The following is a 26,109-nucleotide window of genomic DNA, read 5'->3' on the forward strand; positions in this document are numbered from 1 at the left end:
TTGTCGAGCCTTGAGCAGGTTTGCGCAAGCTGCGCAAGGCGCCCTGCAGCGCGCAACGGCGCTTGCGCGGGCAGGAGCGCCGCCGGCTACGGCGACGGCGACGCGGCGGGATCCGGCGGTGTGCCGCGCTCGAGCGAGACGAGGAAGGCGTCGATCTGCTCGCGGCTGAATCGCCGCTGACCGCCCGGCGTGCGGTAGCCGCGCAGCGCACCGCTGTCGGACCAGCGCCGCACGGTGCTGACCGAGACGCCCAGCGCGCGCGCCGCCTGCGACGCGGAGAGCCCAAGGCGGTTCGCCGCCGTCGGAGACGTGCTCATGGCGAGCTTTTCGCCGCTGCGCGCCGCGATGGCAAGCGATCGTGCGTCTTTGCGCAGGTTCGGCGCGGCGATCCTCACCACGGGGCGGCGCCGCGCAGGTGCACCACGGGGCTCTCGGCCAGCGGGGTCGCACGGTCGCCGAGCGTCAGGAGGACGCGCGCCGGCGCCACACGGACCGGCGCGCGGATCGTGAACCTCGCGCGCGACGTCGCATCGAGCCGGCCGAAGCGCTCCGGCCACCAGCCGAACCGGTCCTTCAGCTTCAGCTGCAGGACGACGTTGCCTCCGGGCATGGGCGGCGAGACCTGGGCGCCGACCACGCTCACGTCTCCGCGCCGGCGCACCGAGACGCTCACCGTGTGGTCGAGCACGAGCAGCTGGACGGGCGGGCTCGGGTCGGCGTCGGGCACGGACGCGCGGTACGTCGTCGTCGTGGCCGGCGTCACGGTCGTGCGGAACGCGCCGCCGGCCCCCACCGTCGCGCGGCCGGCGGGGGCGAACCCGTCGCCCGTGTCGGCCTCGATCGTCACCGCGGACCCGGGCTCGGCCGCCGCGCGGCCGGACAGCGGGTACGGCCGGCCCGCGCCCGCGGGGGTCGCCGGCCGGTCGAGCAGCACGGCGTGGACGTCGACCTCGCCGGCCATGAAGGGATGCAGCGTGCAGTAGTACGCGACGGCGCCGGTGGCGTCGAAGCCGTGCTCGTAGCGATCGCCGTTGATCATCCGCGCCGAGTCCCACGACCCGTCGCGCGCGGTCACCGTGTGGGCCCGCACGCTGTTGTTCACCCAGGCCACGGTGTCCCCGGCGAGCACGTCGATCACCGGGGGCGCATACGCGTCGAAGCCGATCGAGACCGACGCCCCGTCGCCGGCCTGCGCCGGCATCGCGTGGTCGCCGGCGTACTGGGCCGGCGCGCCCGCCGGAACGGCCAGCCCCACCGCCGCGACCGCCACGACCAGGCCGCGGCGCCTCACCGCTGCGTCACCCGGTAGATGCCGATCATGCCCTGCATCATGTGGGTCTCGACGTGGCAGTGGTATAGCCACGTGCCCGGGTCGTGCTCGCGCCAGCGGATGCGGAAGCTCTCCGCGGGCCCGACCGTCTGCGTGTCGCGGTCGGTGCCGTCCGCCGTGACCCAGCGATGCCCGTGGACGTGGAACGTGTGGTGCTCGGAACCCATCGCCATGACGTCCCACTGCACGAGCTGGCCCGGCCGGGACGTGAACACCGGCGTGTTGCCGACGAACGCGCGCCCGTCGATGGTCTGGAACCGGCCCATCGGCGCCATGACCACCACGAACTCGCGGTCGGGCGCCTGCTCGCGCCGGCCGAGGATCGAGAGCATCCCGTACATCCCGCCGGCGATCGACTCCTCCATCGACGGCGAGTGGTCGTGGTAGGGCCACACCCCGACCGAGGTGCGCAGCGCATGCAGCACGTACGTGTAGCTCCGGCCGTATTCGACGTCGGCGTCGCGGCCAGAGTAGCCGGGCAGGTACGCGCCGTCCGAGCTCGGCTTGTAGCCGACCCCGTGGAAGTGCATCGAGTGCGGGCGCCGGTAGACGCGATCGAGGTTCTTGAAGTGCACCTCGATGCGGTCGCCGACGCGCGCGTGCATCAGCGGACCGGGGATGAGGTCCTGGTTGCTCGAGCCCCGCGGCACGTTGCGCAACGGGCGTTTCCAGCCCGGCGTGTACCGGCGGTAGACGACGGTCGGCAGCACGGTCTCGGACGGGTCGTAGCCGACGTCCATGATCGCGTCGCGCTGGTTGGGGACCATGTTCCATGTCGCCGGCACCGCCGCGACCCAGTACTCGCGGACGGCCGCCGGCGCGGCGGGGGCGGTGACGACGAGCGCCACCGCCCCGAGCAAGGTCGCGGCCACGAGCGTGGCCGCGCGCGTCATCGCACCACCACGGTCCCGTGCATGAACGGGTGGATCAGGCAGTAGAACTCATACTGGCCCGGTGCGGTGAACGTCACGCTGCCCTGCGACGGCAGCGCGGTCGCCGAAGACGCGTCCATCACGCCCGTGTTCCAGAACCCGTTGCCGTGCGTCGTCGGCGTGAGGGTCGGCGTCGGCGTCGGCGGATCGCTCGGGTACACCGCGATCGGGTCCAACACCGGCGCCTCGAACGTGGCCGCGAGCTTGCCGAGGTACGAATCCGGCTGCTGCTCCGGGTCGCCGGGACCCGCGGTCGCGGTGTGGACGTCGTACGAACCGGGCGACATGCGGAACACCAGCGTCGTCCCGGTGGACACGGTCTGGGTCTGCGGCAGGAAGCCGAAGTACTCGACCCCGCCGGGTCCGGAGTTGCCCACGTCGACCGTCCCGGAGGGCGGCGCCTGGCCGCTGAGCCCCGCGGCGACGCGCTTGGCGTTGCGCAGCTGGCGCGCGAGGCGCCGAGCGTCGGCACGCGCCGAGGGGACCTTGCGGCCCTTCGGCTTGACGATGACGAGGCCCTTCATGCCCGGATGGACGTCGCAGTAGTACGTGTACCGGCCGGGCTTGGTGAACCTGACCGTGATGACCGGCGGGTTGTTGGCGAGGGGCAGGCCGCTCTCGACCCGCGCGGACCCGTTGTACTTCACGCTCTTGCCGAACAGGCCGGGCGGTCCGAGCGCGGGCGTGAAGCCCACCGCGTCCTGCCCGTTGAACCAGAACGGCGTCCCGGCCGCGTCCAGCGAGCCCGACACCTTCTGGCCGGTCGGCGAGAACAGCGGCAGCGGCTGCCCGCCGCTCGCCGGGAAGTCGAACGTGTGAAATCCGGTCGGAGCGAAGCGCACGCTGTCGCCGACGTGGATCGTCGTGACACGCGGAAAGAACGCGTTGACGTCCGAGCCCAGCTGCTCGTTGAAGGTCTTCTGCGCCTTCACCGGCAACCCCATGTTCACCGTCTTCGTCGCCGCCGACGCCATCGCCGGCCCGGCGACGAGCGCTGCTGCGGCAGTCATCGTGACCGCCGCGATGGCCCGTACCATGACCAAACCTCCCGTTCGTGGGGGGAATCCCGGCGCCAAACCTATTTGTCCTGTGGAGCGGATTGCAAGCCATGGGCTTCTTCGACGACGTGGACCTCTCGCTGCGTCTCAACGGCGACGAGGAGCAGGAGCAGCTCGAGCGGCTCGGCCGGCGGCTGCTGCAGCTGCGGCTGACCGCGGGCGGGCTCATCGGCTCGGGGCGCCTCGGGCCGCCGCTGTGCGTGCTCGTGGAGGGCTGGGACGCGGGCGGCAAGGGCGGCGCGATCAAGCGCCTCGTCGCCCCGCTCGACGCTCGTCACGTCCGCGTGGCGACGTTCGCCGCGCCGACGCCGGACGAGAAGCGCCACCACTTCCTGCACCGGTTCGTCTCGGCGCTGCCCGGCTGGGGCGGCATGGCGATCATGGACCGCACCTGGTACGGCCGCGTGCTCGTCGAGCGCGTGGAGGGCTTCGCGACGAAGGCCGAGTGGACGCGGGCCTACGGCGAGATCGACCAGTTCGAGCGCATGCTCGCCGAGGAGGGCATGATCTTCCTGAAGATCTGGCTGCACATCTCCGACGAGGAGCAGCTCAAGCGCTTCGAGAAGCGGCGCAAGGACCCGCTGAAGTCCTGGAAGCTCACCGACGAGGACTGGCGCAATCGCGAGAAGCGCCCCGCCTACGAGGCGGCGTGCGAGGACATGTTCGAGCGCACGTCGACCGGCTGGGCGCCGTGGCACATCGTGCCGGCCGAGTCGAAGTCCTACGCGCGCGTCGAGGTGATGCGCCTCGCCGTCACCGCGCTCGAGGACGGGCTTCGTCGCGCGGACGTGCCCATCCCCGAGCCGCTGTAGGGTCCCGCCTCGATCAGCTCGGCGTCGCCGCCCCGAGCACCATCCAGCGCCGTCCGAGGAAGCGCCAGACGACCGTGGCCAGGCGCACCGCCATGAGCGCCAGCAGCGCCCACCACAGGGCGGCGAGCGTCCCCGCAGACAGCGCGAGCGGGACGTAGACCACCAGCGACGCGACCATCGCGAGCGCGAGGAACCGGGTGTCGCCCGCGCCGATGAGGACGCCGTCGAGGGCGAAGATCACTCCGGCGGCCGGCTGCATGATCGCGAACAGCGGCCACATCGACCGCGCCTGCTCGATGACCTCGGGGTCGGACGTGAACGCCCGGGGGATCACGTCCGTGAGCGCCAGCAGGACGCCCATGACCAGCCCGCCGATCACGATGGCCCAGCCGATCATCCGCCGCGACGCCGCCCGCGCCTCCTCGCCGCGCCCCGCGCCGAGCGCCCGCCCGACGAGGATCTGCCCGGCGATCGCGAGCGCATCGAGCACGAGCGCCAGGAAGATGAACAGCTGGAAGGCGATGTTGTGCGCGGCGACCTGCGCGGTCCCGAGCTGCGCCGCGAGCACGCTGCCCAGCGTGAACGCGCCGAGAAGCGCCGCCGAGCGCACCGTCAGGTCCCCGCCCATGCGCAGGAGGGGGCGCATCCGCGACCACCGCGGCCGGCGCGAGTCCGCGCGCGCGGCGAGCAGCAGCCGCGCGAAGAGCGCCCCCATGAGCACCTGCGCGATGACCGTGCCCCACGCCGAGCCCGCGAGGCCCCAGTCGAACCCGTAGACGAACACGACCTCGAGCACGATGTTCAGCGCGTTGGTGGCCAGGAGGATCACGAGCGGCGTGCGCAGGTCCCCGACGCCGCGCAGGTAGCCCTCGGCGGCGAGCGCGACCAGCATGAACGGGACGCCGATCGCAGCGATCCGGATGTACGTCGAGGCGAGGTCGGCGACCTCCTCCGTCGGCCCGAAGAGCGTCATCGCGGGCGGCCCGAGCAGCGCGATGAGCGCGCCCACCACCGTGCCTGTGGCGATCGCCAGCCAGAGCGACTGCGCGGCCAGCCCGCCTGCCCGGCGCTCTTCGCCGGCGCCGTGGAGCCGCGCGACCTGCGCGGTCGTCCCGTAGGACAGGAAGTCCGACAGGTCCGTGACCGAGGAGACCACGATCGCGGCCAGCGCGAGCGCGGCGAGCTGCGGTGTGCCGAGGTGCCCGACGATCGCCGTGTCCGCCAGCACGTAGAGCGGCCCCGCGGCCAGCGCGCCCAGCGCCGGAACGGCGAGCACCGCGATCTGGCGATCGTAGGGGCTGCGCAGCACCCGCCGGACTCTACGATCGACGCCATGCGCCGCCTTCTCGCGCCGCTCGCGGTGGTCGCCCTGCTCGTCGCCACGGGTTGCGGCGAGGAGAAGACGGTGCTTGCGCCGGCGTGCACCGACAGCGCCGAGGCGATCGTCACGGCACTCGAGAAGGCGCCGGGCCCGGTCACGCTCGGCGACGGGACCACGCTGTCGCGCTGCGTCGACCAGGCGCGCTCGGACGTGGAGCTGCAGAGCCTCGGGATGGTCCTCACCAGCGCCGCCGAGCAGCTGGCCGAGCAGCGCCGCATGGTGGCGCTCGGCTACCTGGTTGGTGCGGCGCGGCGCGGCGCGGAGCACAACGGCGGCGTGGGGACCGAGCTCGTGCGCCGGCTGGAGGGCACCGGCCGCCTGGTGGGCGACGGGCCGGATCTGCGGCGGGGGCTGAGGGCTGGGAACGCGAGCGGATGAAGCTGCGCCTCTACCACCACCGCGACGGCGCGCGCGTCGCCTACCGGGAGGCGGGGACGGGCCCCGGCCTCGCGATCCTGCACTCGGCGATGCTCTCGCACCGCGAGTGGGAGCCCGTCGTCGAGTACCTCAGCGACCGGTATCGCGTCGTGCTGCCCGACCTGCCGCTGCACGGCGACTCCGAGGACCGCCCGCGCCACCCGTACACGCTCGCGTGGCTGTCGGAGGTGATGGCGGGGTTCATCCGCGAGACGTGCGGCCCACGCCCGCTCGCCGCCGGCCACGAGCTCGGCGCCGAGCTGCTGCTGCGCGGCGTCGCGTCGGGCGCGCTTCAGCCGTCCAAGCTCGTGCTGATGGGCTGCTCGCTGCACCGCGTCGCGCCGCGGCGGCGGGCGTGGCGGGTGGCGGCGCGGGCGGGGGCGGTGCCGGTGCTCGACCGCGCCGTCGCCCACGGCGCGCGGGTCGTGCTGCGCCCCGAGGTCGGGGTGCGCCTCTCGGCCCAGGCCAACCCGGCCGCGCGCGACCTCGTGCGCCACGCGGTCGCCGACGTCGGCGGCAACGCGAACCTGGCCCGCTCGTGGGCGAAGTTCGCGCGCTCCTGGCCGCCGCGCTCCCCGCGCCGGGAGGCGCTCGACGAGCTCGCGTCGATCGCCTGCCCGACTCTGCTGCTATGGGCCGGCCAGGACCGCGTGCACCCGCTCGAGACCGCCGAGGAGGCGGTCGACCTCCTCCCCGACGGACAGCTGCGCGTGCTGCCCGAGTCCGGGTTCCTCATGGCCTACGACGACCCCGCGGGCGTGGCCCGGGAGCTTGGGGCGTTCCTGGTCTGAGGTCGGCCTCGAGTCAGCCTCTAACGTGACAGGGATCATGAGCACGACAGAGCAGACGCTTTGGGGCGGCGAGACCGCCAAGGCGATCGAGAACTTCCCCGTCTCCGGCGAGCGTGTCCCGGAGGCCGTGATCCACTGGCTCGGCCGCATCAAGGCCGCGGCCGCGCGTGCGAACGCCGAGCTCGGCCAGCTCGACGGCGACGTCGCCGCGCGCATCGCCGAGGCGGGCGACCGCGTCGGCGCGGGCGAGTTCGACTCGCAGTTCCCGATCGACGTCTTCCAGACCGGCTCAGGCACGTCGTCGAACATGAACGCCAACGAGGTCATGGCCAACCTCGCCGGCGACGGGGCGCACCCCAACGACCACGTCAACATGGGCCAGTCGTCCAACGACGTGTTCCCGAGCGCCGTGCACCTCGCCGCGCTCGACGAGGCCACCCACCGGCTGCTGCCCGCCCTCGAGCGCCTCGAGAGCGCCCTGCAGGTCAAGGCCGACGAGTTCCACGACATCGTCAAGTCGGGCCGCACGCACCTCATGGACGCGGTCCCGGTCACGCTCGGCCAGGAGTTCGCCGGCTACGCCGCGCAGATCCGCCTCGGCGCGCGGCGCGTGCGCAACGCCCTGCCGCAGGTCGCGCAGATCCCGCTCGGCGGCACCGCCACGGGCACCGGCCTGAACACGCATCCGAAGTTCGCCGAGCTCGTGCGGGCCAGGCTCTCGGAGACGAGCGGCCTCGACATCCGCGGTCCCGAGGACCCGTTCGAGGCGCAGGGCAACCGCGATGCGCTCGTCGAGCTGTCCGGTGCGCTGAAGGTCGTCGCGGTCTCGCTGACGAAGATCGCCAACGACCTCGCGCTCATGGGCTCCGGGCCGCGCGCGGGCATCGGCGAGCTGTTCCTGCCCGAGCTGCAGAAGGGCTCGTCGATCATGCCGGGCAAGGTCAACCCGGTCCTGCCGGAGGTCGTCCTCCAGGTCGCCGCGCAGGTGATCGGCAACGACACCGCGATCACGATCGGCGGCATGCAGGGCCAGTTCGAGCTCAACGTGCGCATCCCGCTGATCGCCCGCAACCTGCTCGGCTCGATCCACCTGCTGACGACCGCGTCGAAACTGTTCGCCGAGAAGTGCATCGACGGCATCCAGGCCAACGAGGAGGGGGCCAGGCGCTCCGCGGAGTCGACGCTGGCCGCGGCCACCGCCCTGAACCCGCACATCGGCTATGACAAGGCCGGTCAGATCGTCAAGACGGCCGCCGAGTCGGGGCGCAACCTGCGTGAGGTCGCGCTCGAGCACGGCGTCGACGAGGAGACCTACGAGACGGCGATGGACCTGCGCAAGATGGCGCGCGGGTCGGCCGCCCACCCTGACGCACAGCAGTCCTAGCGTGCCCCGCGCGCTGGTCCTGCAGCACGACGCCGACGCGCCGGCCGGCCTGCTCGCCGAGTGGGCCGCCGCGCGCGGCTGGACCCTGGAGACGGTCCGCCTGGACCTGGGCGAGCGCGCGCCCGCGACGCTGCACGAGTACGACCGTGTCGTCTCGCTCGGCTCGGGCGACGCCGCCGACGACGAATCCGTCGCCTGGCAGGCCGAGGAGCGGCGGGCGCTGGCCCGGGCGCTCGAGGACGACGTGCCGGTCCTGGGCATCTGCTTCGGCGGCCAGGCGCTCGCGCTCGCGCTCGGCGGCGGCGTGCGCCGGGCGGCGCGGCCGGAGATCGGCTGCTGGACCGAGGTCGACACCGCGGATCCGGCCGTCGTGGGCGCCGGGCCGTGGTTCGAGTGGCACGTCGACGAGATCGTCGCGCCCCCGGGCGCCGAGATCCTGGCCCGCAACGCGAGCGGCGTGCAGGCCTGGCGCCTCGGCGACCACGTCGGCCTGCAGTTCCATCCGGAGGTCGACGAGGAGATCGTCGTCCTCTGGACGGCGCGCAGCACCGATCCGCGGGCGCCGGCGCTCCCGGACGTGCGGCGGCAGACCGCCGAGCTTCTGCCCGTCGTGCGCGAGCGGGCGTTCGCGCTGTTCGACGCGCTGATCGGCGTGCCCGCGCCTACACGATCGAGCCGATGAGGACCCCGATCGCGTAGCTGACGACCGCCGCCCCCACGCCGAACGCGAGCTGGCGGGCGCCCGAGTACCACGGCGACCGTCCGGTGAGGCGGGTGATCGCCGCCCCGATCCCGAACAGGGCGACGCACGACAGCGCCAGGCTGACCGCGACGGCGGTGTCCCCGTCGAGGAACGCGAACGGCGCGACCGGCGGGATCGCCCCGATGCAGAACAGGCCGAACGATGCCACCGCGGCCTGCAGCGCCGATCCGCCGAGCTCGTCGGGATCGATCCCGAGCTCCTCGCGCGCGTGCGTGTCCAGCGCCGTCTCCGGCGACGCCGAGAGCGCGGTGGCGACCCGGTCGGCGAGCTCGGCGTCCAGGCCCTTGCGCCGGTAGATCTCCGCGAGCTCGGCATGCTCGGCCTCCGGCATGTCGCGCAGCTCGCGCCCCTCGATGCGCAGCTCGCGCGCGTAGAGCTCGCGCGCGCTCGTCACCGAGATCCACTCGCCCATCGCCATCGAGAACGCGCCGGCGACGAGCCCGGCCAGGCCGGTGATGAGGATCTGCGTGCTGCCCAGCGACGCGCCGGCGACGCCCATGACGAGGCTCAGGTCGGAGACCAGCCCGTCGTTGGCGCCCAGCACCGCGGCGCGCAGCGCGTTGCCGCTGCCCGCCCGGTGCTGCTCGGCGTGGGGACGCGCCATGGCGGCGTCAGACGTTCATGGCGATGTACTTCGTCTCCAGGTACTCGTCGATGCCCTCGGGGCCGCCCTCGCGGCCGAACCCGGACTGCTTGACGCCGCCGAACGGCGCGCCCGCGTTGGACACCATGCCCTGGTTGAGGCCGATCATGCCGGTGTCCAGCGCCTCGCACACCCGGAACGCGCGGTTGAGATCCTGCGTGAAGACGTACGCGACGAGCCCGTACTCGGTGTCGTTGGCGCGGGCGATCGCCTCGTCGTCGGAGCGGAACGTGATCACCGGCGCGACGGGCCCGAAGATCTCCTCGCGCAGGATCATCGCATCGTCGGGCAGGTCCGCCAGCACCGTCGGCGCGTAGAAGTAGCCGGGGCCGTCGACCCGGTTGCCGCCGACGACGGCGCGGGCGCCCTTGCCCACCGCATCTTCGACGAGCTCGGCCACCTTCGAGCGCTGCGCCTCGTCGATGAGCGGCCCGACCTTCACGCCGTCCTCGGTGCCGCGGCCGACCTTCAGCCCGCCGATCTGCGCGGCGAGGCGCTCGGAGAACTCCTGGGCGACCGACTCGTGGACGTAGATGCGGTTCGCGCTCGTACAGGCCTCGCCGCCGTTGCGCATCTTCGCCAGGAGCGCCCCCTCGACCGCCTTGTCGAGGTCGGCGTCCTCGAAGACCAGCAGCGGCGCGTTGCCGCCGAGCTCCATCGAGACCTTCAGCACCTGCTCGGCGGACTGCTCGATCAGCTTGCGGCCGACCTCGGTCGAGCCCGTGAACGACAGCTTGCGCGTGCGCGGGTCGCGGATCAGCGGTTCCATGATCGTGCCCGACGACTTCGACGTCACCACGTTGAGCACGCCGCCCGGCAGGCCGGCCTGCTCGAGGATCCCCGCGAGCGCCAGCATCGACAGCGGCGTCTGCTTGGCCGGCTTGACGACCATCGAGCATCCGGCGGCGATCGCCGGGCCGATCTTGCGGGTGCCCATCGCCAGGGGGAAGTTCCAGGGCGTGATGAACAGGCACGGCCCGATCGGCTGCTGCATCGTCAGCACCCGGCCGGCGCCGGTCTCGTTGACCGTGAAGCGGCCGTTGATGCGCACCGCCTCCTCGGCGTACCAGCGGAAGAAGTTCGCGGCGTAGGCGATCTCGCCCTTGGACTCGGCGACCGGCTTGCCCATCTCGAGCGTCATCAGCAGCGCGAGCTCGTCGGTGCGCTCGGTGATCAGGTCGTAGGCGCGACGCAGGATGTCGGACCGCTCGCGCGGCGCGACCTCCCGGAACGTCTTGAACGCCTCGTCGGCCGCCGCGAGCGCGGCCTTCGCGTCCTCGACCTTCGCGTCGGCGATCTCGCACAGCGTCGCGCCCGTCGCCGGGTCCTCGACGGGCAGCGTCTCGCCCCCGGTCGCGTCGACCCACCTGCCGCCGATGAACAGCTGCTTGCGCACCGAGTCGAGCACCGTCTGCTCGGACGTCGTCTCCGTCGCCGCCATTGTCACGTCACCACCGTTTCGGTTCCCAGTTCCTCGATCGCCACGTCGATCGAGTAGTCGATCGGCACGACGATCATCGAAGGCACGTCAAGCGTCAAGGCGTGGCGGAGATGGCGACCGAAGTCCTCGGTCGACTCACAGCGCCACGCGGGCAGGCCGAAGGACTCGGCCAGCCGCACGAAGTCCGGGTTCGTGAAGTCCGTGCCGAAGTGGCGCCCGAACTTCTTGTCCTGCTTCCACACGATCGAGCCGTACTGCCGGTTCTCCCAGATGACGTTCACGACTGCCGTGCGCAGGCGCGTCGCCGTCTCGAGCTCCTGGAAGTTCATGAGCGCGCCGCCGTCGCCGCTGACCGTGACGACGTTGCGCTCGGGATGCACGAGCTTGGCCGCGATGGCGCACGGGATCGCGAAGCCCATGCCGGCCAGCCCGTTGGCGATCATCACCGTGTTCGGCTCATGCGCCGGGAACATCCGGCCGATCCACAGCTTGTGCAGGCCGACGTCGGACACGAGGATGTCCTGGCGCCCGAGCGCCTGGCGCAGCTCCCAGAGCACGCGCGGCGGCTGCATCGGGAACGCGTCGTCGGTCTGCGCCGCCTCGAAGCGGCCGAGCACGACCTCGCGCAGGCGGACCGACTCGGCCCGGACGGGATCGGAGCGCGCGTGGCGGCAGTCCATGGCCAGGCGGCTGAGCACGTGGTAGATGTCGCCGACCAGCTCGACCTCCGGGGTGAAGTACTCGTCGATCTCGGCCTGGTCGGAGTCGATGACCACGATGCGCTTGTCGCCGCTCGGGTTCCAGTGCTTGGGCGAGTGCTCGACGAGGTCGTAGCCGACCGCGATCACCACGTCGGCGTCCTCGAAGCCGGCCATCGCGTAGTCGCGCGACTGCAGCCCGACGGTACCCAGCGCGCGCGGGTCGGTGTAGTCGAGGACGCCCTTGCCCATGAACGTCTCGGCGACGGGGATGCCGGTCGCCCGGGCGAACTCGCGCAGCGCGGGCGCGGCGCCCGCGCGCACGACGCCGTTGCCCGCCAGCACGACCGGGTTCAGCGCCGAGCGGATGACGTCGGCCGCCTTCAGCAGCTCGCGCGCGCCCGGCTCCGGCAGCACGGGACGCCGGCGGGGCAGCGGCGTGGCGTCGACCTCCTCCGCCATGACGTCCTCGGGCAGCTCGAGGTGCGTCGCGCCGGGCTTCTCGGACTCGGCGACCTTGAACGCCTTGCGCACGACCTCCGGGATGATCTCGGGCGCCATGAGCCGCGCGTTCCACTTCGTGATGGGCCGCATCACCTCGACGAGGTCGATGTACTGATGCGACTCCTTGTGCATGCGCTCGAGGTCGCCCTGCCCGGTGAGCGCCACGAGCGGCGCGCGGTCGAGGTAGGCGTCCGCGACGGCGGTGACGAGGTTCAGCGCCCCGGGGCCGAGCGTGCCGAGGCAGACCCCGGCGCGGCCGGTGAGCCGGCCGGCCATGTCGGCCATGTAGGCCCCGCCCTGCTCGTGTCGAACAGGGATGAACTCGATCGACGAGTCGGCGAGCGACTCGTTGAGATCCAGCGTCTCCTCGCCCGGGATGCCGAACACATGACGAACACCCTCCGCCTCGAGGCACTCGACGAACAGGTCCGAGGCGCGCCGCTTGCTCACCCGCCTGACCTTAGAGTACGCGCACGGGGGCCCGCCTCCCCGCCGGAGGCTGCAGCAGCGCACCCTGAGAGCGCCAGGGCGGCGGTCGGCACCCCCAGCCCTGGACCGCAACTCCAAACCCGTGTCGGAGTTCGTGGTCGGTGATGCGACGGATCGCCTCCGCCCTTGCCCTTGCCGGCCTGCTGACCACCGCTTCCACCGGGGCGGCGTCGGCGTTCACCATCCGCGGCGCCGGCTTCGGCCACGGCGTCGGGATGAGCCAGTACGGCGCCGCCGGGTTCGCCGAGCACGGGTGGACCCACGAGCAGATCCTCACCCACTACTTCACCGGCACGGAGATCGGCCACGCCGACACGGACACCGTGGTGCGCGTGCTGCTGCAGTCGCCGCAGACCGCGACGTTCACCGGCGCGACGAACGCGGGGACGAAGAAGCTCGACCCGGGCAGGACGTACGGTGCGCGGGCGGCGTCGGGCGGCCGCGTCGACCTCCTCGACGCGGACGGCCGCGTGCTCGCGACCTTCGACGCGCCGCTGCGCGCCACGAACGGCGCGGACGATCCGGTCAAGCTGCTCGGCACCGCCGGCAACGGCGTGCGCGACGGCGCCTATCGCGGCTGGCTCGAGTTCCGGCCCGGCGCCATGGGCGAGGTCCTCGCCGTCAACGCGGTCGGCCTCGAGCAGTACGTCGCCGGCGTGATCGCCAACGAGGCGATCCCGTCGTGGCCGATGGAGGCGCTCGAGTCCCAGGCGGTGGCCAGCCGCGGGTACGCGCTCACGACGCGCAAGACGGAGTCGCGCGGCTGGGACCTCTACCCCGACACCCGCTCGCAGGTCTACCGGGGCGTCACCGGCGAGAACCCGAACACCAACCGGGCGGTCAACTCGACGGCGGGCGAGGTCGTCACCTATCAGGGCGACCCGATCACGACCTTCTACTTCTCCACGTCGGGCGGGCGCACGGAGAACATCGAGAACGCCTGGCCGGGCTCGCCGCCCCAGCCCTACCTCGTCGGCGTCGACGACCCGTACGACGACGGCTCGCCGTACCACCGCTGGGGGCCGATCCGGCTGTCGAAGGCCCAGGCCGCGGGCAAGCTCGGCGGACTCGTCAAGGGCTCGTTCGTCGGTGTCAAGGTGACCAAGCGGGGCGTATCGCCGCGAGTGGTCAAGGCGGTCGTGATCGGGACCGGCGGGCGCACCACCGTCACGGGCGCGACGCTGAAGGCGCGCTTCGGGCTGCGCGACACGTGGATGACGTTCAACGCGCCCAGCGCCGACGTGGGACCGCAGCCCTCTCAGGACCCCGCGACGGCGCCTCTGCCCGGCCCCGACCCGCCGTCGTCCGGCGGGTCGAAGGCCGGCGTCAGCCGCTGAAGACGCGCGTCGCCGGGTCAGCCGCTGAAGACGCGCGTCAGCGTCTCGGCGACGCAGACCGGCTTGTCGCCGCCCTCGGTCTCGAACGTGCAGGTCGTCGTGAGCTGGATGCCGCCCGGGACGTCCTCGACGTTCGCAACGGTGCAGCGCATGCGGACCTTCGAGCCGACCTTCAGCGGCGACGGGAAGCGGACGCGGTTGGCCCCGTAGTTCAGCGCGAACGCGACGTTCTCGATCGTGTAGAGCTCGTAGGACAGGCGCGGCACGAGCGACAGCGTGTAGAAGCCGTGGGCGATCGTCCCCCCGAACGGCGTGTCCTTCGCCCGCTCGACGTCGACGTGGATCCACTGGTGGTCACCCGTCGCGTCGGCGAACTTGTCGATGTCGTCCTGGGTCACCTCGACCCAGTCGCTGACGCCGAGCTCCTGGCCGACCCGTGCCTTGATGTCGTCGATTCCGCTGAGGGTGATCATGCCGGCCATCCTGCCATGCTGCCGCGCATGGCCGACGCTCCTCTGCTCGCGGTCGACGGGCCGTCGCTGATCTACCGCGCGTTCTTCGCGCTGCCCGATTCGATCACCGACTCCGACGGCCACCCCGTCAACGCCCTGCTCGGCATGGCGAACCTGATCCTGCAGGCCGTCGAGCAGCACGAGCCGCGCGCGGTCGTGCTGTGCTGGGGCGCGGAGGCCGCGGTCTACCGCGTCGAGCTGCTGCCCGAGTACCACGCCGACCGGCCCGAGGTGCCCGAGGACCTCGCGCGCCAGCTCGAGTGGGCGGGCGCGTTCTTCGGCGCGTTCGGCTGGCACTCGCTCGTGCACGACACGCTGGAGGCCGACGACCTGCTCGGCTCGCTGGCGACGGTCGAGGTCGAGGCGGGCGGCCGCGCGCTGCTGTTCACCGGCGACCGCGACATGTTCCAGTGCGTGAACGATCGCGTCGCCGTGCTGTGGCCGGGCGGCGGCAGGACGGGCCCGGAGCTCGTCGACGAGCGTGGCGTGCGCAAGCGCTACGGCATCGGGCCGGAGCTCGTGCCCGACTTCATCGCGCTGCGCGGCGACCCGTCGGACTCGATCCCCGGCGGCAGGGGGATCGGCGAGAAGACGGCCAAGGAGCTGCTGCTCAACTACGGCACGCTCGAGGGCGCGATGGCCAACGCGGTGCGCGAGCGCCCGCGGGTGCAGGCGGCGCTGCGCGACCAGGCCGAGGAGCTGCGCGCGTTCAAGGAGATCGCGACGCTCGTCCACGTGCCGGTGGAGCGCCCGCCCGACGAGCCCACCCGCTGGGCGGCGGCCGCTGCCGCCGCCCGCGAGCGGGGGATGAACCGCCTGGCCGAGCGCCTCGAGGGCAAGGCCGATGGCGGAGCCGCCCAGGAGTCCTAGAGCGCGGCGAGGTCGCCGACGATCTGGGTGAGGCGCAGGCTGTTGCCCGACGGGTCGCGGAAGCCCGAGTCGATGCCGTAGGGGCGCTCCTCGGGCGCCTCGGTGAACTCGACGCCGCGGGCGCGCAGCTCCTCGTAGGAGGCCCGGCAGTCCTCCGTGGTCAGGAAGACCGTGCCCGCCAGGCCCTTGGCCATGAGGTCGCGGATCTGACGACCCGTCTGCTCGTCGATCATCGGCGCGCCGGGGATGGCCATGAGGACGATGTCGATGTCCGGCTGGCCGGCCGGGCCGACCGTGACCCAGCGGAAGTTGCCCATCTCGGGCATCGTGACGTCGACGCGAACCTCGAAGCCGAGCTTCTGCGTGTAGAAGGCGAGCGCCTCGTCCTGGTCGTGCACCCAGAGCTGGGCGGTGGCGATCCTGATCATCGTGGGCCTCCGGTGTGAGGGGGTGGATGGGTCGCCGGGGACGCTAGACCGAGGGCGCCGCGCTGTCTTCTCCAGATGTGCGGTGTTGCGGGCGGCCGTAGAAGCGCACGACGCAGGTCGGCACGAGCGCGTACCGGGACGCCGGCGGATGCTGCGCGCGGTACGCCGTCGGCGACACGCCGAACGTGCGGGTGAAGCTCGAGGTGAACGAGCCGACGCTCTGCAGGCCCACCGAGAAGCAGACGTCCGCCACGGAGCGGTCGGTCGTACGCAGCAGGGCCGCGGCGCGCTCGAGGCGGCGGGTGAGCAGGTATCCGTGGGGCGACACGCCGAACGCGCGGCGGAACTCGCGGCTGAAGTGCGCGCGCGAGAGGCCCGCGGCAGCCGCGAGGTCGTCGACCGTGAGCGGGTCCAGGTAGCGCGAGTCGGCGACGTCCCGGGCGCGGAGCAGATGGCGGGCGGGCGGGACGAACGCCATGGCATCAGTATTGCGCTCGTGGCCCACAGCCTCTGGATGGACACCCTGGCCGAGCCGGTGGTCCCGCGGCCCGCGGTCTCGGGCGACGTCATGTGCGACGTCGCCGTGGTGGGCGCCGGGTTCATCGGCCTGTGGACCGCGTACAGCCTCGTGCGCGCCGACCCGTCGCTGCGGGTCGTGGTGGTCGAGGCGCAGCATGCGGGCTACGGGGCGGCGGGGCGCAACGCGGGCTTCGTCTCGGCCGGCATCTCCGGCGAGGCGCGCGCGTACGCGCCGCGGGGCGGGATGGACGGCGTGGTGCGCGCCGAGCGGGCGATGGTCGAGGCGGTCGACGAGGTGGGCCGGGTCGTCGCCGAGGAGGACATCGACTGCGGGTGGGTCAAGAGCGGCTCGCTGCGCATCGCGACGAGCCGCCCGCAGCTCGAGCGGCTGCACGCGGGGATCGACGGGCGGCGCGCGCGGGGGCTCGGCGAGGGCGACATGTGGATGCTCAGCGCGCGCGAGGTGGGCGAGCGCGTGCGGATCCCCGGCGTGCTCGGCGGCGCGTTCACGCCGCACTGCGCTCGGGTGCACCCGGGGCGGCTCGTGCGCGGGCTCGCCGCCGCGTGCGTGCGGCGCGGCGTGACGCTGCACGAGGGCAGCCCGGCGCGGCTCGTCGAGGGCCGGCGGGTCGTGTGCCCCGGCGGGACCGTTCGGGCGGAGATGGTGGTCCGGGCGACCGAGTCCTACACGGTGCGCCTGCCCGGGCGGCGGCGGGCGTACCTGCCGGTGTTCAGCCACATGCTCGCCACGGAGCCGCTGCCGGGCGACGTGTGGGCGCGGATCGGGTGGGCGGGCTGCGAGCCCGTCGCCGACCAGCGCCACCTCTTCGCCTACGGGCAGCGCACGGTCGACGGCCGGATCGCGATGGGCGGGCGCGGCGCGCCGTACCGGCCGGGCAGCCGCATCCGGGTCGCCGACGAGGTGCGCCCCGCGGTTCTCGCGCGCATCGAGGAGGCGCTGCGGCGCTGGTTTCCCGCGGCGGCGGGCGCGGCGATCACGCATCGCTGGGGCGGGCCGCTGGCGATCCCGCGCGACTGGTCGATGTCCATCGGCTGCGATCGCGCGGCGGGGCTCGCGTGGGCGGGCGGGCTGAGCGGCCACGGCATCGTCGCGGCGAACGTCTGCGGGCGCACCCTGGCCGACCTCATCCGGGGCGAGCGGACGCCGCTGACCGCGCTGCCGTGGGTCGGCCACGCGAGCCCGCCGTGGGAGCCGGAGCCGCTGCGGATGCTCGGGGCGCGCGGGGTCGCCGCGGTGCTGGCGAGCGCGGACCGCGACGAGGACGCGACGCAGCGCCCGGCGCGGCGGGCGAAGCTCGTGGCGCGGTGGACGCCGGGACGCTGAGGCAGGCGCTCAGCCCGCGCCCGGCCGGCTGACGGCCTCGGGCTCCGTCAACTCCCACACGGCCTGCATTCCGTCCGCGGACGACGGCGAGAGCTCCAGCCGGAAGCGCAGGAGGTCGCCCCGGTACTCGACCCGGGCCACCTCGATCGGGCGCGTGGACCCGGATGCGGCGCGACAGAACTCGGTGCACACGGCCAGGAACACCGGCGAGCGGTGCGGGATGCCGAAGCGATCGGCCTCGAACTGCCCGCACTGGCTCGTCTCGACCGCGATGCGGGCATGGGCGAGCTCGATCCCCTGGTCGGCGAGCACGAGATCCCCCGGCAGGTTGCGACCCGGATGGGCGACGCGCTCGAGCCAGCCGGCGTCCGAGCGCCGGAAGAACGAGTAGCTGATGCTGAGGGGAACGCCGCGCAGCGACAGCAGGGTCGTGAGGCGCACGATCTCCTCGCCGGCGCCGGCCGCGAGCTCCGCTCGGATGGAGTCCTCCACCCCGGCGACCCGCAGGTCGAGCACCTGGATGGTGACGTGGCCGGCGCGCGGGCGGACGAGCAGCCGCGACAGGCCGCCCGCGCGCGCATCGAGCTTCGGCTCGGCCACGAACGTCCCGCGGCCCTTGATGCGCACGATCTGGCGGTCGTCCTCAAGGATCGCGAGCGCCTGACGTACCACCACGCGGCTCACGCCGAAGCGGCGGGCCAGCTCGGGCTCGGACGGAAGCGACTCTCCCGGCGACCAGATCCCGGACTCGATCTGCTCCTTGAGGACCTCTTGCAGCTGGTAGTACAGCGGCACGAAGCTGGTGCGATCAAGGCTCGCCCCGATCCGCTCGGATCCCGCTGGCGGCCGGGAGATCGGCATGGGGCGAGAATAGAACAGATCGCGGGCACCGGTTAGGACAAGCGACCGCCGGATGGCGCACCGGCGGCGGCGAGGGCAGAAATTTGCCCTTGACATGCGGCATTCCACGGCGATACCACTCGCCTGTCTGCCTGTACTGACAGGTGCCCAGGAGAGGGGACGGGGTCGATGGCGCAACCGATCGCCGACGAGCAACAGCTCGAGGAGTTCGGCTACAAGCAGGAGCTGCCGCGCGTGCTGCGGCTGTGGACCAACTGGGCGATCGGCTTCGCCTTCATCTCGCCGATCGTCGGGCTGTACACGGTGGTCGCCCTCGGGGCCTCGACCGCGGGGCCCGCGTGGGTCTGGAGCATCCCGGTCGTCATCGTCGGCCAGCTCCTCGTCGCGCTCGTGTACGCGCAGCTCGCCGCACGGTGGCCCATCGCCGGCGGCATCTACCAGTGGTCGCGCCGGCTCGTCGGCCCGCGCTACGGCTGGTGGGCCGGGTGGTTCTACATCTGGGCGCTCATCCTTACGCTGTCGACGGTCGCCTACGGCGGCGGTGGGTTCCTCGGCCAGCTCGTCGGCATCGATGCCCCCACCACGGGGCAGTCGATCATGCTGGCGCTGGCGATGATGTGCATCACGACGGCGGTCAACGTCGTCGGCCTCGGCCTCCTGCGCTACACCGTGAACATCGGTATCGCCTGCGAGGCGGTCGCCAGCGTCGGCATCGGCATCGCGCTCATCCTGTTCGCGCGCCAGCAGCCGATCAGCGTGCTCACCGACACGGGCGGCGTGGCCGGCGGCGGCGACTACTTCCCGGCCTTCATCGCGGCCGTCGCGATCGCCGGATGGGTCCTGCTCGGCTTCGATGCGTGCGGCAGCGTCGCCGAGGAGACCCGCGACGCCGCCCGGCAGGTCCCCAAGGCGATCGTCATGTCGATCCTGTGCGTCGGCCTCGTCGACCTGATCGCGGCCTTCGCACTCGTGCTCGGCAACCCCGACCTGGGGGCGATGGTCTCCGGCGAGCAGAGCGATCCGGTGTCGGCGGCGGTCGTCGCCGGGCTCGGGAGCTGGGCTGAGACGCCGTTCCTCATCGTGGTCGTGACGTCGTTCATCGCGTGCGGGATCGCCGTGCAGGGCGCGACCGTCCGCGTCGTCTTCTCCTACTCCCGCGACGGCATGTTCCCGCTGGCGCGGCTCTGGCGGAAGGTCGCGCACTGGAACCGCTCGCCGGTCTACGCGACCCTGCTGGTGGCCGGTCTCGCGTCGATCGCGTTCGCGTACGCCAACGTGCTGAGCGTGCTCGTGGCGTTCGCGACGGGCGCGTACTACGTCGGGTTCCTCGCGCCGGTCGCGGCGGCGCTCTACCTGCGGTTCCGCGGCCGCTGGCTCGACGTCAGCGGGCCCTTCTCGGTCCGAGGGCGCCTCGGCTACGCCATCAACATCGCGGCCGCGGCCTGGCTCGTGTTCGAGACGATCAACATCGCGTGGCCCCGCTACGGCGACCTGCCGTGGTGGCAGAACTGGGCGTTCGTGATCGGGATGAGCGCCTTCGGCATCGTCGGCCTCATGTACTTCCTCGCGCGCCGCCCCGACCGGAGGTTCCAGGAGGGCGCCGCCACGATGGGCGAGGACCCGGCGATGGCCCCCGCCACGGCGCCGCCCGTGCCCGTCTCCACCTCAGAAGACGACCGCCAGCCCGCGTGACCGCGGCGCCGGCGCTCAGCGACCCCACGAGTCCGAAGGAGGACCCACCATGGGCATGTTCCACCACCACGGCAACGGCAAGGGCCACCGCCACGGCGGCCCGAAGCCGAGCGGGATCGATCGGGAGTCGCTGCGAGGAATGCAAGCGCTCAAGCGCCTCGCCGACATCAAGGACCGCCGGGAACGCGAGCAGCTCGAGCGCGGGCTCGATCTCGGGCTCGCCGCGGCCCCGTCGGTCAACGACCGCACGATCTCGACGTTCTCGCGCGGCCAGCAGCCGGCGTTCGCGGGCATCAACACGTTCCTGAAGGCGCCCTACTGCGAGAACATCCGCGACGTCGGCAAGTACGACGTCGCGATCATCGGCGCGCCGTTCGACATGGGCACGACGTACCGCGCCGGCTGCCGGTTCGGCCCCCAGGCCGTCCGCCGCATCTCCGCGCTCTACGACTCCTACAACGCCGACATGGCCGTCGACCTCTACGAGGAGCTCAACCTCTGCGACGCCGGCGACATCTTCGTCATCCCGTCGAACATCGAGAAGTCGTTCGACCAGATCGATCGAGCCGTCTCCTTCGTCCACGAGCAGGGCGTCTTCCCCGTCGTCATCGGCGGCGACCACTCGATCGGCTACCCCGACGTGCGCGCGCTCGCCCCGCACATCGACGGTCGCATCGGGATCATCCACCTCGACCGCCACATCGACATCCAGGAACGCGACATGGACGAGCGGATGCACACGACGCCGTGGTTCCATGCCACCGACATCCCGAACGCTCCGGCCAGCAACCTCGTCCAGATGGGCATCGGCGGCTGGTACGGCTCGCGCCCCGGCATGAAGGTGGCCCGCGACCGCCAGTCGACCGTGATCACGATCTCCGACGTCGAGGAGCTCGGCATCGAGAAGGCCGTGGAGGTCGCGCTCGAGTGCGCGTGGAAGGACGCCGACGCGGTCTTCCTCTCGTTCGACATCGACTCCATCGACGCCGGGTTCGTCCCCGGCACCGGCTCGCCCGAGCCGGGCGGCCTGCTGCCGCGCGAGGCCCTGAAGGCGCTGCGCATGGTCGCGCGCGAGGGGATCTGCGGCATGGAGGTCGTGGAGATCGCCCCGCCGTACGACGTGTCGGACATGACCGCCCAGCTCGGCTGCCGCGCGATCATGGACGTGCTCGGCACCCTCGTCGAAGAGGGCTACCTGGGATCGCGCCGCAAGGACGAGCCCGAGCGCGAGCGGATCAACGTCTCCTGATCGCGGTCTGCTCGATCGACGTCTCGTGACTGCTCTCGCACTCCGGCTGGCGTCCCGCGCCAGCCGGATCCGCCACATGCTCAGCCGGGCCGAGTGGACCCGGGTCGCGGCCATGGCCGCCGTCGTCGTCGGCCTGCACGTCGTCGGCTTCGGGCTGCTGTTCGCCGTGGTCGTCCCCGCGCACCTCGACATGGGGACGGCCGGCGTCTTCACGGCGGGCGTGGGCCTGACCGCGTACGCCCTCGGCCTGCGCCACGCCTTCGACGCCGATCACATCGCGGCGATCGACAACACCACCCGCAAGCTGATGGCCGACGGCCAGCGGCCGCTGAGCGTCGGGTTCTTCTTCTCGCTCGGCCACTCGACCGTCGTGTTCGTCCTGGCGTTCCTGTTCAGCATCGGCGTGCGCGCCGTGGTGGGGCCCGTCGCCGACGACAGCTCGGCGCTGCACCAGATCACGGGCGTGATCGGCCCGTCGGTCTCCGGGACGTTCCTGCTCGTGATCGCCGCGATCAACCTCGCCGTCCTGGTCGGGATCGTGCGGGCCGTCCGGGCGAGCCGGCGAGGCCGCTGCACGGGCGAGGAGCTCGCCGCGCGGCTGGCGTGCGGAGGCGTCTCCGCACGCCTCTTCTCCCGGGTGACGCGGACGATCACCCGGCCGTGGCAGATGTACCCGCTCGGCCTCCTGTTCGGGCTCGGGTTCGACACGGCCACCGAGATCGCGCTGCTGTTCCTCGCCGGCGGCGCCGCCGGGGCGGGACTCCCGTGGTACGCCGTGCTCTGCCTGCCGGTCCTGTTCGCCGCCGGGATGTCCCTCCTGGACACGATCGACGGCTCGTTCATGAACTTCGCGTACGGGTGGGCATTCTCCAACCCGGTCCGCAAGGTCTACTACAACCTCACCGTCACCGGACTCTCCGTCATGGTCGCGCTCGTGATCGGCTCGATCGAGATCGCCGCGGTGCTGGCCGACCGCCTCGGACTGTCGGGCAGCATCTGGGACCTCGCCACGGGCGCCGACCTCAACTCGGTCGGCTACGTCGTCGCGGGGCTGTTCGTGGTGACGTGGGCCGCCGCGATCCTGGTGTGGCGGGTCGGGCGGATCGAAGAGCGGTGGGCGCTCCCGGAGGCCGGCGCGGGGACGACCCGGCCGCCACCCCGGAACTGAGTCACGCGGCGGCGTAGCCGGCGCCCTGCGCGAGGCGGGCGGCGAGGAACTCGGTCGGCGTCCTACCGGCGAGCGCGCGGAACTCGCGGGTGAAGTGCGGCTGGTCGGCGAAGCCGCACGCGAGCGCGACGTCGGCGAGGTCGCTGCCGCCGTCGAGGAGGCCGACGGTGCGCTGGAAGCGCAGGATCCGGGCGAACGCCTTCGGGGTCAGGCCGATCTCCTCCCGGAAGCGCGCGCTGAGGTGGCGGCGGCTGCAGCCCAGCTCGCGCCTGAGGCGCTCGATGGGCATGGCGCCGGCGGTCTCGGTGAGGCGGCGATGGGCGTAGGCGACGTCGGGTCGCAGCGCCGTCGCGCCGGCGACGCGGCGCAGGAGGATGCGGTCGAGCAGGTCGAAGCGGGCCGGCGAGGCCCCCGCAGCGTCGAGGACGTCCTCGAGGCGCTGCGCATCGGGGCCGAGGAGGTCGTCGAGCGCGATGACCTGGTGAGCGAGCTCGCCGGGCGGGACGCCGAGGAGCATCCGGGCGCCGAGCGGATGGAGGTCGATCTGCATGCAGCGGGCGCGGCCGGCGTGCTCGGCGACCGCAGGGCCGTCGTGCAGCCCGCCGGCGAACGAGCCGAGACGGGTGAGCGGCATCTCGCCCTGCCCGACGAGCCACCCGTCGCCGAAGTCGACGATGACCGGGATCTCGCCCCGCGGGACCTCGAGCCTGCGCAGCGGCTCGACGGTCCGTTCGTGGTAGTCGCCGTAGCGGACGACGAGGCCGCGCAGCCGCGGGTCGGGGGCGGCGACCGCGAAGAAGAAGTCGCCGTCCGGGTCGCCGTGGATCACGTGCGGCCGCCGCATGGCGCTCAGCCTGGCGCGACCGGGGCGTGCTCGTCCAGGAAGCGCGTGAGCTGCTCGAGGTAGGCTCGGCGGAAGCGGCGCGCGCCGCCGATGCTGTGCCCGCAGCCGTCGAGCGCGACGACCTCGATGCCGCGGTGCGTGGCGTGCAGGCGCTCGGCGTGGCGGGCCGCGAACACGCCGCCCTGCGACTCGTCGGCGGCGAGCAGGAGCACGGGCGCCTCGACGGGCGCCGTGAGGTCGATGCCCTCGAGCGTGGAGTTGTCCGCGGCTCCCTGGAGGACGGCGGGATCCAGGTCGTGGTAGGCGCGGCCCATGGCCTGCAGCGCGTCGTCGGTGAGCACCTCGCGCAGGCGCAGCGTGTGGTCCCGGCCGAACCACTGCTCGCCGATGCGCTCGCTCATGGTCTCCGCGCTCGCGCCCTCGGCCTGCCACTGGATCGTCCGGTCGCGCAGGACCGGGAACGCCTGACGCGCGGCGCTCGTCTCGAACTCGGCCGCCTCGCTGTAGAACAGCGGCGGGTCCTCGAGGAACACCGCCGTGACGAGCTCGGGATGGCGCTGGGCCACGGTCCACGCGACGCAGCCGCCGAGCGAGTGCCCGACCAGGACGGCGGGGCGGCCGACCGCGCGCAGGATGGCGACGGCGTCGCCGGTGTAGTCCTCGATCCCGTAGGCGCCCGGCGTCTTGGCGGAGTCCCCGTGCCCGCGCTGGTCGACGCGCAGGACGCGCCGGCCGAGGAGGATCTCCGGGGGCAGCCAGGCGTACGCGTGGCGGCTGCCCGACACGCCGTGCAGGAAGACCACGGGGGGGCCGTCCTGCGGCCCGTCGTCCTGCACGTTCAGGGTGACCCCGTCGTTGGAGACGCGCATGGGCGGAGCTTAGGCGGCGTAGACGACCACCGGCTCGCTGCGGCCGCGCAGCTCGATCTCGCCGAAGCGGCGCAGCCCGTCCGCCGGACCGCCGGCCTGATCCACCGTGGTCGAGGCGACGAAGATCCGCTCGGGCGCGTCGCGGCTGAGCGCCTGCAGGCGCGCGGCGACGTTCGTCGCGTCCCCGACCGCGGCGTACTCCAGCCGCCGCTCCGACCCGACGCTGCCCGACATGACGGCGCCGGTGTTGACGCCGATGCCGACGTCGAGCGTGCGGTCGGTCAGGCCCCGGTCGTGCAGCCAGCGGTTGAACCGCGGCAGCCCGTCCCGCGCGATCTGGCGCGCGGCGGCAAGCGCTCGCGCCGCGTGGTCGGGCTGCTCGATCGGGGCGCCGAAGACCGACATGACGCCGTCGCCCTGGTAGGAGACGACCGTCCCGCCGTGGTCGAACACCGCGCCAGAGACCAGGCCCAGGTAGCGGTTGAGCACCTCGATGACCTGGTCGGGCTGCAGGCCCTCGGCCAGCGCGGTGAAGCCGCGCAGGTCGCAGAACATGACGGTCGCCTCGACGCGCCTGGGCGGGATGCCGTCGCGCTCCACGATCTCGTCGACCACGGCGGGCGGGACGAAGCGGGCGAAGGCGGCGCGGACCCGGTGGCGCGCGCGGACCTCGGTCGCGTAGGTGGCCGCGACGGCGCCGAGCGTCCCGAGGACCAGCGCGAGCAGCGGCGCCGCCAGCGGGACGATCCAGCCGCCGTCGAAGGCGAGCTGCGCGCCGGCGAGGAGCATCGCGAACCCCGCCGCACCAGCGATCAGCGCGCGGGCGAGCGGGCCGAGCGGGCGCTTGGGGAGCGTGGCGAGCGGCGCGGCGAAGGCGGCGGCGAGGAGGAGCAGGATGCCGACGGCGACGCCGGTGTCCTGCAGCGGGTAGCCGTCGAGGATCGTCTGGATGGCGTTGGCGTTGATCTCCGGGCCGGACATGCTCCCCAGCGGCGTCGTGTGGACGTCCTGCAGCGTGGGTGCCGTGGCGCCGACGACGACGATCCTGTCCTTGACCCTGCGCTCGGAGAAGCGATCGAAGAACACCCGGTGAAACGGGATCGTGGTAACGGTCCCGATGCCCCCGGCGAAGTCGATCTCCCGCTCGCCCTGTTCGGGGTCACCCCCCGCGCCGAGCGAGGCCAGGCTGGGCACGCCGTCCTTCGATCCCGTGAACGTGCGCATCACGCCGCCCGAGCTCAGCGGGAGGTTCGCGTAGCCGACCCGGTCCCGGTCGACCCCGGCCAGGATGTCGGGCGCGGCCGGCCGGCCGGGACCGGCCCGAACGATGTCGGCGGTGCCGAGGATCACGCGCGGATCCTGCGCCGCGTCGAGCAGCGCCTGATCGCTGCGGCGCGACCCCGACGGCTCGGAGAACTGCACGTCATAGACCACCTTGGCGGCGCCTGCGGCGAGCAGGTTCCGGATGACCCGGGCATGGAACCGGCGCGGGAACGGCCACTGGCCGAGGTGCGCGAAGGCGTTCTCGTCGATGCCGACGACGACGACCTCCGGCGGACTGCCCTGGTCGCCGCGCACCTTGAAGCGCGCGTCGACGAGGTTCGACTCGGGCCGCTCCAGCCACCCCGCCGCCCAGATGCCGCCCGCGATCGCCGCGGCGAGCACGCCGACGACCACCGCACGCGCCACCCTGCTGCCCGCGAGCATGAGCCGAGTGTCGCGGATATGACACAGCGAGTGCCAACTCTGCGACAGTCGCGCTGGCCCGGGCA

General features: G+C 72.8%; 26 protein-coding genes. 11 read left to right on the plus strand and 15 right to left on the minus strand.

Features of this window, described 5'->3' with window-relative positions:
* Nucleotides 1–86: 86 nt before the first annotated feature.
* Genes DSM104329_RS28180 through DSM104329_RS28195 form a run of 4 tightly spaced genes read right to left on the minus strand, consistent with a single transcriptional unit; the run spans nt 87 to nt 3,299 of the window.
* Entirely contained in the window at nt 87–395 is a 309-nt protein-coding gene (locus DSM104329_RS28180) for a MerR family transcriptional regulator (RefSeq protein ID WP_259313199.1), read from the minus strand.
* On the minus strand, nt 392–1,291 hold the full coding sequence (locus tag DSM104329_RS28185) for a plastocyanin/azurin family copper-binding protein (RefSeq protein WP_259313200.1): 900 nt from the start codon (nt 1,289–1,291) through the stop codon (nt 392–394). The genes DSM104329_RS28180 and DSM104329_RS28185 overlap by 4 nt, the downstream gene beginning before the upstream one ends.
* Nucleotides 1,288–2,223: a multicopper oxidase domain-containing protein gene (locus DSM104329_RS28190; protein ID WP_259313201.1), complete on the minus strand. Its 936-nt coding sequence runs from the start codon at nt 2,221–2,223 to the stop codon at nt 1,288–1,290. Before DSM104329_RS28190 ends, DSM104329_RS28185 begins: the two co-directional genes overlap by 4 nt.
* Nucleotides 2,220–3,299, minus strand: a complete 1,080-nt coding sequence (locus tag DSM104329_RS28195; protein WP_259313202.1) for a cupredoxin domain-containing protein — start codon at nt 3,297–3,299, stop codon at nt 2,220–2,222. The genes DSM104329_RS28190 and DSM104329_RS28195 overlap by 4 nt, the downstream gene beginning before the upstream one ends.
* A gap of 71 nt (nt 3,300–3,370) precedes the next feature.
* On the opposite strand from DSM104329_RS28195, the gene DSM104329_RS28200 reads away from it, so the two are divergent.
* Nucleotides 3,371–4,132, plus strand: coding sequence for a polyphosphate kinase 2 family protein (locus tag DSM104329_RS28200; RefSeq protein WP_259313203.1), 762 nt, complete (start codon nt 3,371–3,373; stop codon nt 4,130–4,132).
* A 13-nt stretch (nt 4,133–4,145) separates the two neighbouring features.
* On the opposite strand, the gene DSM104329_RS28205 is transcribed toward DSM104329_RS28200, so the two are convergent.
* Entirely contained in the window at nt 4,146–5,441 is a 1,296-nt protein-coding gene (locus DSM104329_RS28205; RefSeq protein WP_259313204.1) for an MATE family efflux transporter, read from the minus strand.
* 24 nt (nt 5,442–5,465) lie between these two features.
* Between DSM104329_RS28205 and DSM104329_RS28210 the strand changes: the two genes are divergently transcribed.
* From DSM104329_RS28210 to DSM104329_RS28225, 4 genes are read left to right on the plus strand one after another with little or no spacing between them, the layout of a single operon-like run.
* Nucleotides 5,466–5,891, plus strand: a complete 426-nt coding sequence (locus DSM104329_RS28210) for a hypothetical protein (protein WP_259313205.1) — start codon at nt 5,466–5,468, stop codon at nt 5,889–5,891.
* On the plus strand, nt 5,888–6,721 hold the full coding sequence (locus DSM104329_RS28215; protein ID WP_259313206.1) for an alpha/beta fold hydrolase: 834 nt from the start codon (nt 5,888–5,890) through the stop codon (nt 6,719–6,721). Before DSM104329_RS28210 ends, DSM104329_RS28215 begins: the two co-directional genes overlap by 4 nt.
* Nucleotides 6,722–6,758: 37 nt before the next feature.
* Nucleotides 6,759–8,105: a class II fumarate hydratase gene (locus tag DSM104329_RS28220; protein WP_259313207.1), complete on the plus strand. Its 1,347-nt coding sequence runs from the start codon at nt 6,759–6,761 to the stop codon at nt 8,103–8,105.
* 1 nt (nt 8,106) lies between these two features.
* Nucleotides 8,107–8,787 (plus strand): type 1 glutamine amidotransferase, encoded by a 681-nt coding sequence (locus tag DSM104329_RS28225; protein WP_259313208.1) that lies wholly within the window; start codon nt 8,107–8,109, stop codon nt 8,785–8,787.
* Here DSM104329_RS28225 and DSM104329_RS28230 read toward each other — a convergent pair.
* From DSM104329_RS28230 to DSM104329_RS28240, 3 genes are read right to left on the minus strand one after another with little or no spacing between them, the layout of a single operon-like run.
* The gene (locus DSM104329_RS28230) at nt 8,768–9,472 is read right to left on the minus strand and encodes a VIT1/CCC1 transporter family protein (RefSeq protein WP_259313209.1); all 705 of its coding nucleotides are present in this window, start codon (nt 9,470–9,472) and stop codon (nt 8,768–8,770) included. The two genes, DSM104329_RS28225 and DSM104329_RS28230, sit on opposite strands and share 20 nt — an antisense overlap.
* A 7-nt stretch (nt 9,473–9,479) precedes the next feature.
* Nucleotides 9,480–10,952, minus strand: coding sequence for an NAD-dependent succinate-semialdehyde dehydrogenase (locus DSM104329_RS28235; protein ID WP_259313210.1), 1,473 nt, complete (start codon nt 10,950–10,952; stop codon nt 9,480–9,482).
* Between the two features lie 2 nt (nt 10,953–10,954).
* Nucleotides 10,955–12,604, minus strand: a complete 1,650-nt coding sequence (locus DSM104329_RS28240) for an acetolactate synthase large subunit (protein ID WP_259313211.1) — start codon at nt 12,602–12,604, stop codon at nt 10,955–10,957.
* 143 nt (nt 12,605–12,747) lie between these two features.
* Between DSM104329_RS28240 and DSM104329_RS28245 the strand changes: the two genes are divergently transcribed.
* Complete coding sequence (locus DSM104329_RS28245; protein ID WP_259313212.1) at nt 12,748–13,980, plus strand: SpoIID/LytB domain-containing protein; 1,233 nt, start codon at nt 12,748–12,750, stop codon at nt 13,978–13,980.
* Between the two features lie 17 nt (nt 13,981–13,997).
* Here the strand turns inward: DSM104329_RS28245 and DSM104329_RS28250 are convergent, their stop codons facing one another.
* Nucleotides 13,998–14,453, minus strand: a complete 456-nt coding sequence (locus tag DSM104329_RS28250) for a MaoC family dehydratase (protein ID WP_259313213.1) — start codon at nt 14,451–14,453, stop codon at nt 13,998–14,000.
* Nucleotides 14,454–14,480: 27 nt separating this feature from the next.
* On the opposite strand from DSM104329_RS28250, the gene DSM104329_RS28255 reads away from it, so the two are divergent.
* Entirely contained in the window at nt 14,481–15,362 is an 882-nt protein-coding gene (locus DSM104329_RS28255) for a 5'-3' exonuclease (protein WP_259313214.1), read from the plus strand.
* Here DSM104329_RS28255 and DSM104329_RS28260 read toward each other — a convergent pair.
* Together DSM104329_RS28260 and DSM104329_RS28265 are read right to left on the minus strand one after the other, a co-directional pair.
* On the minus strand, nt 15,359–15,790 hold the full coding sequence (locus tag DSM104329_RS28260) for a VOC family protein (RefSeq protein WP_259313215.1): 432 nt from the start codon (nt 15,788–15,790) through the stop codon (nt 15,359–15,361). The genes DSM104329_RS28255 and DSM104329_RS28260 overlap by 4 nt on opposite strands.
* 43 nt (nt 15,791–15,833) lie before the next feature.
* Nucleotides 15,834–16,268 (minus strand): helix-turn-helix domain-containing protein, encoded by a 435-nt coding sequence (locus DSM104329_RS28265; protein ID WP_259313216.1) that lies wholly within the window; start codon nt 16,266–16,268, stop codon nt 15,834–15,836.
* Between the two features lie 18 nt (nt 16,269–16,286).
* Here DSM104329_RS28265 and DSM104329_RS28270 point away from each other — a divergent pair, with 18 nt between their 5' ends.
* Complete coding sequence (locus DSM104329_RS28270) at nt 16,287–17,654, plus strand: NAD(P)/FAD-dependent oxidoreductase (RefSeq protein ID WP_259313217.1); 1,368 nt, start codon at nt 16,287–16,289, stop codon at nt 17,652–17,654.
* A 9-nt stretch (nt 17,655–17,663) separates the two neighbouring features.
* Here the strand turns inward: DSM104329_RS28270 and DSM104329_RS28275 are convergent, their stop codons facing one another.
* Nucleotides 17,664–18,515: a GntR family transcriptional regulator gene (locus tag DSM104329_RS28275; RefSeq protein WP_259313218.1), complete on the minus strand. Its 852-nt coding sequence runs from the start codon at nt 18,513–18,515 to the stop codon at nt 17,664–17,666.
* 168 nt (nt 18,516–18,683) lie between these two features.
* Between DSM104329_RS28275 and DSM104329_RS28280 the strand changes: the two genes are divergently transcribed.
* From DSM104329_RS28280 to nicT, 3 genes are all read left to right on the plus strand, one after another.
* Nucleotides 18,684–20,207 (plus strand): APC family permease, encoded by a 1,524-nt coding sequence (locus DSM104329_RS28280; RefSeq protein WP_259313219.1) that lies wholly within the window; start codon nt 18,684–18,686, stop codon nt 20,205–20,207.
* A 139-nt stretch (nt 20,208–20,346) separates the two neighbouring features.
* Nucleotides 20,347–21,456, plus strand: coding sequence for an agmatinase family protein (locus DSM104329_RS28285; protein ID WP_407655955.1), 1,110 nt, complete (start codon nt 20,347–20,349; stop codon nt 21,454–21,456).
* A 76-nt stretch (nt 21,457–21,532) separates the two neighbouring features.
* Nucleotides 21,533–22,624 (plus strand): Nickel transporter NicT, encoded by a 1,092-nt coding sequence (gene nicT / locus DSM104329_RS28290; RefSeq protein ID WP_259313221.1) that lies wholly within the window; start codon nt 21,533–21,535, stop codon nt 22,622–22,624.
* A gap of 1 nt (nt 22,625) precedes the next feature.
* Here the strand turns inward: nicT and DSM104329_RS28295 are convergent, their stop codons facing one another.
* Genes DSM104329_RS28295 through DSM104329_RS28305 form a run of 3 tightly spaced genes read right to left on the minus strand, consistent with a single transcriptional unit; the run spans nt 22,626 to nt 26,044 of the window.
* On the minus strand, nt 22,626–23,468 hold the full coding sequence (locus DSM104329_RS28295) for a helix-turn-helix domain-containing protein (protein ID WP_259313222.1): 843 nt from the start codon (nt 23,466–23,468) through the stop codon (nt 22,626–22,628).
* Between the two features lie 5 nt (nt 23,469–23,473).
* Entirely contained in the window at nt 23,474–24,337 is an 864-nt protein-coding gene (locus DSM104329_RS28300) for an alpha/beta fold hydrolase (RefSeq protein WP_259313223.1), read from the minus strand.
* Between the two features lie 9 nt (nt 24,338–24,346).
* On the minus strand, nt 24,347–26,044 hold the full coding sequence (locus DSM104329_RS28305; RefSeq protein WP_259313224.1) for a CHASE2 domain-containing protein: 1,698 nt from the start codon (nt 26,042–26,044) through the stop codon (nt 24,347–24,349).
* Nucleotides 26,045–26,109 lie beyond the last annotated feature (65 nt).

This window comes from Capillimicrobium parvum (assembly GCF_021172045.1).
In the GTDB taxonomy this organism is placed as follows: domain Bacteria; phylum Actinomycetota; class Thermoleophilia; order Solirubrobacterales; family Solirubrobacteraceae; genus Capillimicrobium; species Capillimicrobium parvum.

What these genes read in the sequence shown, in the direction of transcription:
- DSM104329_RS28190 (WP_259313201.1), bottom strand. Translation starts at nt 2,223, where the DNA reads ATGACGCGCGCGGCCACGCTCGTGGCCGCGACCTTGCTCGGGGCGGTG.
- DSM104329_RS28195 (WP_259313202.1), bottom strand. Translation starts at nt 3,299, where the DNA reads ATGGTACGGGCCATCGCGGCGGTCACGATGACTGCCGCAGCAGCGCTC.
- DSM104329_RS28200 (WP_259313203.1), top strand. Translation starts at nt 3,371, where the DNA reads ATGGGCTTCTTCGACGACGTGGACCTCTCGCTGCGTCTCAACGGCGAC.
- DSM104329_RS28210 (WP_259313205.1), top strand. Translation starts at nt 5,466, where the DNA reads ATGCGCCGCCTTCTCGCGCCGCTCGCGGTGGTCGCCCTGCTCGTCGCC.
- DSM104329_RS28215 (WP_259313206.1), top strand. Translation starts at nt 5,888, where the DNA reads ATGAAGCTGCGCCTCTACCACCACCGCGACGGCGCGCGCGTCGCCTAC.
- DSM104329_RS28220 (WP_259313207.1), top strand. Translation starts at nt 6,759, where the DNA reads ATGAGCACGACAGAGCAGACGCTTTGGGGCGGCGAGACCGCCAAGGCG.
- DSM104329_RS28230 (WP_259313209.1), bottom strand. Translation starts at nt 9,472, where the DNA reads ATGGCGCGTCCCCACGCCGAGCAGCACCGGGCGGGCAGCGGCAACGCG.
- DSM104329_RS28235 (WP_259313210.1), bottom strand. Translation starts at nt 10,952, where the DNA reads ATGGCGGCGACGGAGACGACGTCCGAGCAGACGGTGCTCGACTCGGTG.
- DSM104329_RS28245 (WP_259313212.1), top strand. Translation starts at nt 12,748, where the DNA reads ATGCGACGGATCGCCTCCGCCCTTGCCCTTGCCGGCCTGCTGACCACC.
- DSM104329_RS28250 (WP_259313213.1), bottom strand. Translation starts at nt 14,453, where the DNA reads ATGATCACCCTCAGCGGAATCGACGACATCAAGGCACGGGTCGGCCAG.
- DSM104329_RS28255 (WP_259313214.1), top strand. Translation starts at nt 14,481, where the DNA reads ATGGCCGACGCTCCTCTGCTCGCGGTCGACGGGCCGTCGCTGATCTAC.
- DSM104329_RS28260 (WP_259313215.1), bottom strand. Translation starts at nt 15,790, where the DNA reads ATGATCAGGATCGCCACCGCCCAGCTCTGGGTGCACGACCAGGACGAG.
- DSM104329_RS28265 (WP_259313216.1), bottom strand. Translation starts at nt 16,268, where the DNA reads ATGGCGTTCGTCCCGCCCGCCCGCCATCTGCTCCGCGCCCGGGACGTC.
- DSM104329_RS28275 (WP_259313218.1), bottom strand. Translation starts at nt 18,515, where the DNA reads ATGCCGATCTCCCGGCCGCCAGCGGGATCCGAGCGGATCGGGGCGAGC.
- DSM104329_RS28280 (WP_259313219.1), top strand. Translation starts at nt 18,684, where the DNA reads ATGGCGCAACCGATCGCCGACGAGCAACAGCTCGAGGAGTTCGGCTAC.
- DSM104329_RS28285 (WP_407655955.1), top strand. Translation starts at nt 20,347, where the DNA reads ATGCAAGCGCTCAAGCGCCTCGCCGACATCAAGGACCGCCGGGAACGC.
- nicT (WP_259313221.1), top strand. Translation starts at nt 21,533, where the DNA reads ATGCTCAGCCGGGCCGAGTGGACCCGGGTCGCGGCCATGGCCGCCGTC.
- DSM104329_RS28295 (WP_259313222.1), bottom strand. Translation starts at nt 23,468, where the DNA reads ATGCGGCGGCCGCACGTGATCCACGGCGACCCGGACGGCGACTTCTTC.
- DSM104329_RS28300 (WP_259313223.1), bottom strand. Translation starts at nt 24,337, where the DNA reads ATGCGCGTCTCCAACGACGGGGTCACCCTGAACGTGCAGGACGACGGG.
- DSM104329_RS28305 (WP_259313224.1), bottom strand. Translation starts at nt 26,044, where the DNA reads ATGCTCGCGGGCAGCAGGGTGGCGCGTGCGGTGGTCGTCGGCGTGCTC.